This is a genomic window from Fictibacillus sp. UD (genome assembly GCF_043558025.1).
Taxonomy (GTDB): Bacteria; Bacillota; Bacilli; order Bacillales; family Fictibacillaceae; genus Fictibacillus.
This window is the reverse complement of the sequence record NZ_JARUHH010000035.1, coordinates 1-648: the sequence shown is the minus strand read 5'-3', so window position 1 is coordinate 648 and position 648 is coordinate 1. Positions and strand designations below refer to the sequence as shown.

Here is a 648-nt window from a genome sequence, read left to right as displayed (position 1 = left end):
GCATCGAAGCCGAGGGCCGTCAGATGCGCTTGCCAGGCCGGGGGATCGGCGAAGACCTTGACCGGGTGGGCGGCGAGCGCCGCCAGGAAGGGACCGGCAAGCGCGCGAGTGCGCATGTAGGCCAGCGCCGCGGCGTTGACGACGAAGTCGCAGTGACCAGCCCGCAGCAGCGCGAGGAAGTTCAGGCGGGACTTGGACGCGGTGGTACGGAAGGCGGTGAAGCGTGCATCGCCAATCTGCGTGGTCACGCCGTCCGTCCGCGCGTGCCGGGCGGCGGTGTCATCGACGCTGATCCAGGCCGCGCTCGCGAGACCGGCGCGCAGCACCGCCTGCTCCTCGGCGACGAAGGGATCGAGCGGGCCGCTCAGGAGGCGGACCACCTGCCGCTTGGAGATCAGCAGGCCGAGCCCGGAGAGCATCGCGGTCAAGCGCTCGCTCGTGACCTGCCCCTGGACATGAGCCGCCAGGAGGAAGCGGCGCAGATGCGGCCCGAACCCGCCGACGATTCCCGGCGGCAGCGCGGCCACGACGCTCATCCCCGACGGCGTGGACCAGCGCTCGCGCCGGTAGCGGATCACGACCGCTTCCAGCACGAGGTCGCGCACCACGACATCCTCGTAGCCTTTGAAGCGCGAGCCTGCCGGAACG

Annotated in this window: 1 protein-coding gene; it reads right to left on the bottom strand. The window is 71.3% G+C overall.

Going from position 1 to position 648, the window contains the following annotated elements; translation table 11 throughout:
* Window positions 1-648 (bottom strand): hypothetical protein (locus P8610_RS20315; RefSeq protein ID WP_394605960.1); only part of this gene is annotated, 648 nt, incomplete at both ends.